This window comes from Bartonella sp. SD1336NMGDW (genome assembly GCF_042193565.1).
GTDB lineage: Bacteria > Pseudomonadota > Alphaproteobacteria > Rhizobiales > Rhizobiaceae > Bartonella > Bartonella grahamii.
This window is the reverse complement of the sequence record NZ_JBHILW010000027.1, coordinates 1-8,400: the sequence shown is the minus strand read 5'-3', so window position 1 is coordinate 8,400 and position 8,400 is coordinate 1. Positions and strand designations below refer to the sequence as shown.

7 protein-coding genes are annotated in these 8,400 nt (G+C 39.4%); 6 read left to right on the top strand and 1 reads right to left on the bottom strand.

Features of this window, described 5'->3' with window-relative positions; genetic code table 11:
• The 6 genes from ACFIKH_RS08315 to ACFIKH_RS08290 all read left to right on the top strand — a co-directional run.
• On the top strand, nucleotides 1–713 hold a 713-nt coding region (locus ACFIKH_RS08315; protein WP_375671459.1), incomplete at its 5' end, for a DUF3792 domain-containing protein.
• 314 nt (nucleotides 714–1,027) lie between these two features.
• On the top strand, nucleotides 1,028–2,230 hold the full coding sequence (locus tag ACFIKH_RS08310; RefSeq protein ID WP_375671458.1) for an MFS transporter: 1,203 nt from the start codon (nucleotides 1,028–1,030) through the stop codon (nucleotides 2,228–2,230).
• Nucleotides 2,231–2,443: 213 nt separating this feature from the next.
• Complete coding sequence (locus ACFIKH_RS08305; protein ID WP_375671457.1) at nucleotides 2,444–3,118, top strand: hypothetical protein; 675 nt, start codon at nucleotides 2,444–2,446, stop codon at nucleotides 3,116–3,118.
• Between the two features lie 10 nt (nucleotides 3,119–3,128).
• Complete coding sequence (locus ACFIKH_RS08300) at nucleotides 3,129–4,367, top strand: DUF2087 domain-containing protein (protein ID WP_375649005.1); 1,239 nt, start codon at nucleotides 3,129–3,131, stop codon at nucleotides 4,365–4,367.
• Nucleotides 4,368–4,846: 479 nt separating this feature from the next.
• A complete protein-coding gene (locus ACFIKH_RS08295) occupies nucleotides 4,847–6,073 on the top strand; it encodes an MFS transporter (RefSeq protein ID WP_375671456.1) in 1,227 nt (408 codons plus the stop codon).
• 735 nt (nucleotides 6,074–6,808) lie between these two features.
• Nucleotides 6,809–7,081 (top strand): hypothetical protein, encoded by a 273-nt coding sequence (locus ACFIKH_RS08290; protein ID WP_375671455.1) that lies wholly within the window; start codon nucleotides 6,809–6,811, stop codon nucleotides 7,079–7,081.
• Between the two features lie 764 nt (nucleotides 7,082–7,845).
• On the opposite strand, the gene ACFIKH_RS08285 is transcribed toward ACFIKH_RS08290, so the two are convergent.
• The gene (locus ACFIKH_RS08285) at nucleotides 7,846–7,974 is read right to left on the bottom strand and encodes a hypothetical protein (RefSeq protein WP_375671454.1); all 129 of its coding nucleotides are present in this window, start codon (nucleotides 7,972–7,974) and stop codon (nucleotides 7,846–7,848) included.
• Between the last annotated feature and the right edge of the window lie 426 nt (nucleotides 7,975–8,400).

Genomic DNA, 8,400 nt, shown 5'->3' with positions numbered 1-8,400 from the left:
ACGTGGTTTCTAGTACAGCAAAGATAGGAGCTAAAACGGCTCTAGAAAACAGCTCTATGATCCAACAAACCGTAGACAGCCTCAAAACCAATATTTCCCCTATACTTGCAAAATTAAACAGCGAAAGTCTTGAAAAGTTTTTTGCAAAAAACAGTGACAATGGCATCAATTTTGACCAACTTTCGAGTGAATTGCGCACCCTTCTCAATAAAAGCGACATTCCTGCTCTCAACCCTGAGCGCTTGAAACAAACCTACCAAGCTGCACTCAACGATATTGGTTCTGCGATAACAGCTTTCAAAAATGATCCTTCTCACTATCGTACCACTTTAAAAAATCTTGGTGAGCACCTGTCTGATCGTGTAGAAGATCTCACGACAAAATTTGATCGAAGTGATATCATCAAGGCCCTTATGACCGATGGCATGTCCCGTGCGGATGCACAAACAGCAGTAAACCGTGCCGTTCATATTTATCAAAGCGCAGAGGAAAAAACCGAAAAGGCGATAAAAGCGCTTGAAGAACGGGCAGAAACACTCTCCGACAATCTTGAGGATACGATCAAGGGCGCCAAAAACACTGCAACTAAAGCCACAAAAACAGCCTCCAATATGGGGTGGTGGGGCTTTTTAGGCAGTCTGATAGGTGCCATTATTTCCAGTGTTTTTGGCTATTATGGTTACAGAAGCCGTAAGGATACTTTCATGCTTTAAAACGTCTACCTCTAAAGCAAATACATAAAAAGCTGCACGCATAGTGCAGCTTTTTTGTGAAATTTTCTGATTGCCCTTTTGTATCATTGTCTCTCATATCAGAAAATTTCGCCAGCCCATAATCCTTCAATATTCCCCTTTCAAAAAACATAAGGAGCTGCTCATCACTGCCAATAGGCATTGTGCTTGTTTTGAAGAGAGCTCTGAAAACTTCCTTTCTCAACTGATCATCAAGAAAAACTATACAAAGCATGGGATATACCATAAACACGTAGAAGAAAATTGTACCTTATAACCTCTTGGGGAGGAGCATTGTGACAAAGAAAAAATCCATGATTTTCGCCCAAACTGGGCTTTTTTTCGTTTTAGGCTTTAGCAGCTTTGCCGATGAAACAGCACAAGTTACATTTGCTCTACACTTAGCAGAAAGCACAGCTTCTATTTCAATGCTGCTGTTTGCAGGGCTTATCGGGGCAATTTGTGCCGGACCCATTGCACCACGCCTCTTGCATCGCTTCCAACCAGTACACACAGTCACTGTTGTTTTATTGTTTGAAGCGCTTTTCATAGCCGCAGCTGCAATCGCAAACCAATTTTGGGTTTATATTGCCCTTTCTTTCGCACTAGGTTGTGCTGGTTCACTCTTTTGGTCCGCTATTCTTGTTGCGGTACCTGACTTCGCAAAAAATGATCAGCAATTAGACCGTATCAATCGCGTTATCCAAACAGTTCGTAATCTTGGCTATATTGCCGGACCACTCCTAGGGGGTGTGTTGTATGGTCTATCGAACGGGCAAAAAGGATTGTTTGCACTTTCAATCATGGTTCTTTTTGCTACCTTTATCACTCTCTTCTGTTTTAAAAGTTTAAAAATTCATACACAAAAGACAGATACATCGCAGCAAACCAAAAAAGGACTAGATTTAGCGGGTCTCTTGCGCAAAAAAAATGTCGTCTATGCTCTTGCGCCCCTCATCATCACTATTATCCTCACCTCTGCTCTCAACGTCTTGTCGATTGTCCGCATTCGTACCGATCTCAACTTAAGCGCTGAAACCTATGGGATAATCACAAGTATGCTAAGCCTAGGCTTAGTGGTTGGTCCACTCTGCTTCTCCAATCTTTTCCACCATTTTGGCAATGCCGCTGGTGCATCACTAGCTGCCGCAACCATTGGCTTTGCAATTTTCTGTTTTTCCTTAACAAACTTCACATGGCTGATGATGCTTTCATTTTTCATCCTTGGGAGTGCCAATGGTGTGCAAAATGCTCTAATGGCAAGTTTTATGATGAAAGCCATCCCCAAAGAACAACGAAACAGTCAAATGCCTGCCTATATCTTCATCATACAGACATCCGTATGCCTTGGCTTTCTAGGAGCCGGCTTTGTAAAAGTGCACCACACCCAAAGCACACTGTTTATCATCGGCATCGCCACAATGATCGCAGGCATATTAGGTTTTATTGTGAACAGTGCCGTACAAAAAAAGAAACAGAGAGAATTTGATAATGGTTAGTGGACGAGGCGTTTTTCTCAAGCAAACCATACACCCCAAAAGGACATGACAATCACCGCCCTATCAAATCCCAATAAAATCCTTATCAAATCGTTGTATCCCATGCAACCCCATACCAACCCAATAGGACTTTGATAAACCACTCTTTAATGTAGAGCAACTAATAACCCTCCCAAAAACTTGATATTTTAAAGCAAAAAAAACGATAACATCATGCAACAAGATCCTATAGGCTTAAATTTTTACCATGGAACAGGTGGTTATGTGTGGCAACTGGCAGACTATATACGACATGACTTGAATGAAAACATCCACACCCTTGAATTGCAAAAACCAACACCACCCATAGCCATCAATTCTTTCGCTGTCTACCCACGTGAACTCAATCCTTTATCACGCGTTCAATGGGCAAAAGACGTACAGATAACGAGAAATAAACCAGCTTTAATTGGAAAACGGCAAATACAACCCATCACCATTGTTTCTACAAAAGGAGCGGCATTTGGCGGATTCGACTTTCCCACATTTGAAGCACTTCGTGAAGGCTGCCTTGTCCAATCACTAAGAGAAATACAATTCTATAGTACTCTTCTTGCCTCTGGAAGTCTTTTGATATCACTGCTACGACACGGTCTCATCGAAACAGATCAAAAAGCATTTTCAGAAAATGATGCAACCGCTCTTTTACGAGAGCCAACATGTATTATCATAGATTCTTCTCTTGGCAGTCTTGCCATTAATCAACTCAATGGGCGTACAATCCGGCTTCATGAAAAAACAAAACATCTCTTGAAGCAAGCCACCACACCAATGCACATTCAATATCCGCTAGAGGATTCAATAAAGTTTTTTATAAAAGCAGGAATGCTACGATTGGTAAAATTATAAGGATAAAAAGATGCAGCTGATAAGACCTGGCATGGGAACAGAAAATAGTGCACAGCTCATTTATGCGCTTATTCAAATGGCAAGACCGCGCACAGTCATTGAAATCGGTGCTGGTGATAGTACGCGCTTGATTGCTAAAGCACTGCAAAAAGCAAAACAAGCATGGCAACAAGATAAAAAACTTTTAGAATCCTCCACCTGGGAAGAGCGCACAGCTTTGCTTGACCCTTCAGGAATCCTTGAGAATTACGAACCTCGGCTTATCACCATTGATGATTTTACAGTCGAAGGTCAATCAGCAGAAGAAGCATGGCAAAAACTGCTTCAAGACGGTATTGAAAAAGACATGGTAACATTTATCCATGAGAATTTCTTCTCTCTCGATGATGAAACGCTCAAATCTTGGGGACCAATAGATTTTGCTTGGCTTGATGCTGGTACTCCCGCAGATGATGTGCGATTTGTTATAACCCTTTGGGAACACATCACCGCGGGTGGTTATCTTTGTTTGCATGAACCAACCATGACCTCAACCGTTGCGCTTAATGGGGCACAGCGGGTGCGACGTGTCAGAACCCCTTTGTGGGAAGAAATTCTCTACCGGCTTGATGGCTCCTATGAAGCTTTAACACTCCCCGAAAACCACAAATATCGCCAAAGTGGTCTGGGGATTATTCGCAAACGCACCTCTGCCGAACAAATTGTACGCGCACAATCGCTACAAGCAGAACTCATAGAAATCAATGAACTGCCCATTCGAAATGATATTTTGCCCATGGGAAAAGAAGCACTTCACAAACGCAGCACACGCAATTCGCTGATCTCTGCCATGACCTCACCGACACTACGCGCTGTTTATGCCGCCATTATCCTTGGTGCAAAAAATCTTACTGATATCCTCAAACATGTCGATTCAGATGCCAAAACCATTCATAAATCCATCAATCGCCTTTTGAATCTCGGACTTATTCACAACACAACAGAAGGATTTCAAGCGAGAGATACATTATGGCAAGCGCTAGAAGAAAAAAATGAACGGAATAGGGAAAATTTAAGCGACCGCCATTTAGAAACAGAAGAGATGCTATCAAAAATTGGTGAAGCCTTTCAAAAGGAAAAAATCTATAGCGAAACGGAAGTTTCCAAGATATGCAATCTCTTTACGGTAGACTTTGCCCGATTACGACGCACTCTTGTTGAGAAGGGGTTTTTACAACGCCATGGAGGCAAATATCAACGCATGCGCTAAAAGAGGATGAATAACCTTCCACTAAAAAAATATAATTTCATTAAAAGGTTATAAAATCATTCATCTCATTCATATGTTGACAATCTATGGAGCGGTTAGTACATCCCCTTCATAAAGGATACATTAGAGTAACAAGAATGCGGGGGAAAAACAAAAATGCGGGGTGTCAGTTGGTTATCAAATAGGATTAGAAACAGTCAAAACCATCAAGAGAAGATATGGGATCAAGGTCTCAATGATCTTACGATTATTTCGCAAACATCAGAGAACAGTGTTGTTGCTCAACCCAGATCATGCTCGATATTTCTAAAAACATCGTAGAAAAACAAAAAATAATATTCTTGCAGTGGACTGACCGGTAAATCAATAAAGATACTATTTCAACGAAATGTGTTCAGCGGAAACAGGGCTCATAAGACGTCCTCAACAGATACAACAAAATGTATTTGATCATTTAACAGCACTTCTATGGAAATTCCATGAGCAAAAATAAAATTCCTTTTTTCATCTATAGCGCAGTTTTTCTTTCTGAATTTTCCTTTTTCTTTGTACTCCCTCTGATTGGAAACTCTTCTCTCATAACTGCTGCCAATGTTGCTTTTTATCTCGCTGGATCAGTAATCCTTGAAAGCATTCTCATGGTAACCACAACGGGTTTATTAGAAAAATTTTCGCGTAAACTCTTAATGGCTACCGCCTTTATTTTAAGGAGTATTGCTTTTGTGTGCATTATCCTATCGCTTACACCTTCTGCATGGTTGATCTTTTTTACCTTAATGGCTTTTTCGAAAGCAATTTCCAAGCCATTTTTGAGAGAAATTTTATCAGAACATCTCAATGGAAGTACTCTTAAACGCGCATTAACTCTCTATTCTTTTTTTCAAAACGCTGCTGTCGTTATCGCCCCTCTTGTTGCAACGAGTGCCATAAAATATAACGCATCGACCTTCTTAATGGCTTTTTTTGCACTCATTGGTTTGTATCTTTGTGTTTTATCCATTCAAATTGTTTATCATTACCCCCATAAAAAATTATCTCTTGAAAAGAACAAAAAAATAAAGAAGCCTTTTCTTTCTTCTTTAAAAACAATAATCCATAATCGTTCTATCACTTATTTGCTGGTCACGGCTTTGCTTTGTGCATTCCTCATGGGAATTTTCATCACCACCACAACACTTCTCAATAAATTTGACAGCAATCTCGCCCCTTATAGTGGAATTTTCTTTTCAATTGTTGGCATCAGTATTTGTATCTGGCAAGGAATAATCAATAAACATCTCAGCCTTTCTGATAAATCAACTTTCTACCTATTATGGCTTATGGGAAGTTTCGCTGCATTTTTCCTCATGGGTGGCGTCTTTACCGCTGTGACTGCGTTAATTGCCTACAGTGTCTATGAATCTGTCATGGTTCCAGAAATATACTATCAAGCAGGGAAAACAACTACATCCCTCTCTGCCAGTGTTCTTTTTAGTTATATTCTTGTTATTTCAAATATTGGCCAAGCCGCCGGCTCATGGACAAGTGGATGGATCATCAGCCATTTCAACAATCACATCGCTTTCACCTTTTGCATAATTGTTGGTGTCTCCGCCTTTGCCTCTTGCCTTTGCCTCATGCAAACTAAAAAAATAAGGAACTTCAATGTCACATATAATTTTTGCTACTGGGGGCACAACAAGGGTGCCCAAAACACTTCGCCATAAATGGCTCAATTATGAGTTTGTAACACACTCTGCGGCAAAGAAGCTCGAAACTGTCTTTAAAGATTGCTCTGTAAACGCCGTTGCAAATTGTCTCACAGCTTAAAGGATTATGGGGGGATTTTTATTTGTACATAAAATTTGTCGCCTTCTCAAAGTAACATATTATCCATTTGCCTCTATGGTTGATCTTGAGACTTTGAGTTCAGCTATCGAAGAATTCTCTATCGATACCATCATATGCCTGCCAAGTTTTGCGGATAAACTTATTACAATATCTCGGAAGCAAAAATTAAAATGTCTAAAAAACCTATTCTATCTTTGAGAAGCCTTTCAAGCTGAATCTGTGTCGAAAAAAAAGACATAATCCCTGAATTAGATATTAAACCTCTTAGCTTTACCACAAAAGAAACTTCTCCAATAGGATTCCAGTGTTCCGAGATTGATGGTGACATTTATCATCTTTATGATCACATTCAAGTAAAGTCAAATCCTGAAAATGATGAATTAATTGTCTCTGTTTTTTATCCTAAAGATGCACCATTACTTGAACACGCCACAGGTGATGTTGTTCATATTGCATAGGATCAATTATGCGATTGTGGCTATCATGGCCATACCTTACACCTGAAAGGAAGAACACTAACTTTTTATAATATATTATGGGAACTTCAATTTCTGTACACGATTTTACAAATGTCTTAAATCTTCAAGGTTGCACTCTTTCCGCGAAAAACCATGCAACGCATTATAGTCAATCAATTTGAAAACGGTGTTGGCGTTTTATTGTTTATTGATTCACGTTACGATATTGAAAGAAATGCCCTTTTATCATCCCTCTCATCCTCTTATCTGATAAAAGACATTATCAATAAATCACAATTTTTCCATGTTTGCTTTATGCGAAAATCTCAATTTATTCGCTCCTCAAGCTCTGAAAAAATAAAATCCTTTTTTCAAACGACTGAATATCCTAGGGTTCCTGATGGTGATTTAGTAGAAATTAAATAAGCTAAGATTATAACTTCGTAGATAGGTTCTTCATTATCACTGGAATCTTACACGTTTTTTTCCTTGCTCTTAGCGCAATAAGCCTTTCCATAAAAGCATTTCGAATAAAACAAAACACAACCTTTAAAGTAATTTGCACAAAAGTATATTTAAGGTAGGGTAAAAAATCATCTAATTTGTATCTCCTTGTACAGAGGACAGAGATAGACACCTTGCGCATAGATATGTGGTTAAGCTCACAGGAAAGGTAAAAGCGTAAAAGAAAGCAGCACCTCTTTTAGTTTAGCTTCTTCGAGCCTTTTAAGTGCAAAAATTACAGAGCTTAAGTTTTAGTTGAACAAACCCTATTGTAAGGGTCAGGCTGTTAGTTATAAGGCATTATCTCAAGCTATTAGCTATTTAGTGTTCACTTTTTCACAGACGATAATACCTCTGAACTTCTTTATTATAAAATTGCTGCAAGAATGTTCCGCCTGCTTTGAAAAGACAAAAAACATCCATAGCTGATCTCTAAGAGCATGCTTTTGTGTGGTGTAGCTTTACAAAAACAGCTTCTAAAAAAGCCCCAAGCCTATACAGCTAAAGGAGGGGATGTGAAGAAGTATTATCTTTTAAGGATTAAGGAGTATGGCTTTCTGGTAAAAATATCGTTCTAGCTCTATAACAGGTAGCCTCTTGAACGATGTGGAATAAGGAGCAAAAGAGATACAAGAACGCCCTTATTTTTCACAAGCTTTTGTTCTCTGAAGATTATCTAGTAAGACTTAAGCGCGCCGCCCCATTCCCTCAGTATAGCCTTCTCTATAGCTTACAAAACCCAATATTCCTATAGCGAGATAAAATTTAATGATCACGCGCTCTATAACTTCCCCTCCCCACGTGCCAGCTTCCATTCAAACGTCAGTACCGATGGCTGCAAAAGCAAAAAGCCACCTCTTCTTTTTCTCACGCAGAAAACTTTTTCTCCATCACGCTCATTTCAAAAAGAGATCGCAAAAATCATCAATTCTTCAAAGAACATGCCATCCTAGAAGCGGCAAAAGGTGCTAGAGCAGATGGCCCAAGAGATGATGTGAGATGTCCCTTTCAAAACAGATAGTACATTGCGCCAAGGATAGGGATATACAGCGTCTCATGGCTTTCTCAATTATGATTTATGTATGTTAGGATAGGTGTAAGAAGCTTTTCTCTAGATGCTTTAACGATAAGAGAATGACAGCAGATACAGAACCACCCTTACGTTTTTTTTCTGTCTGTTCCGATACACAAGTTAGCAAACCTGATAAAAACCAAGATTCTACTGCAATGGATACATAACT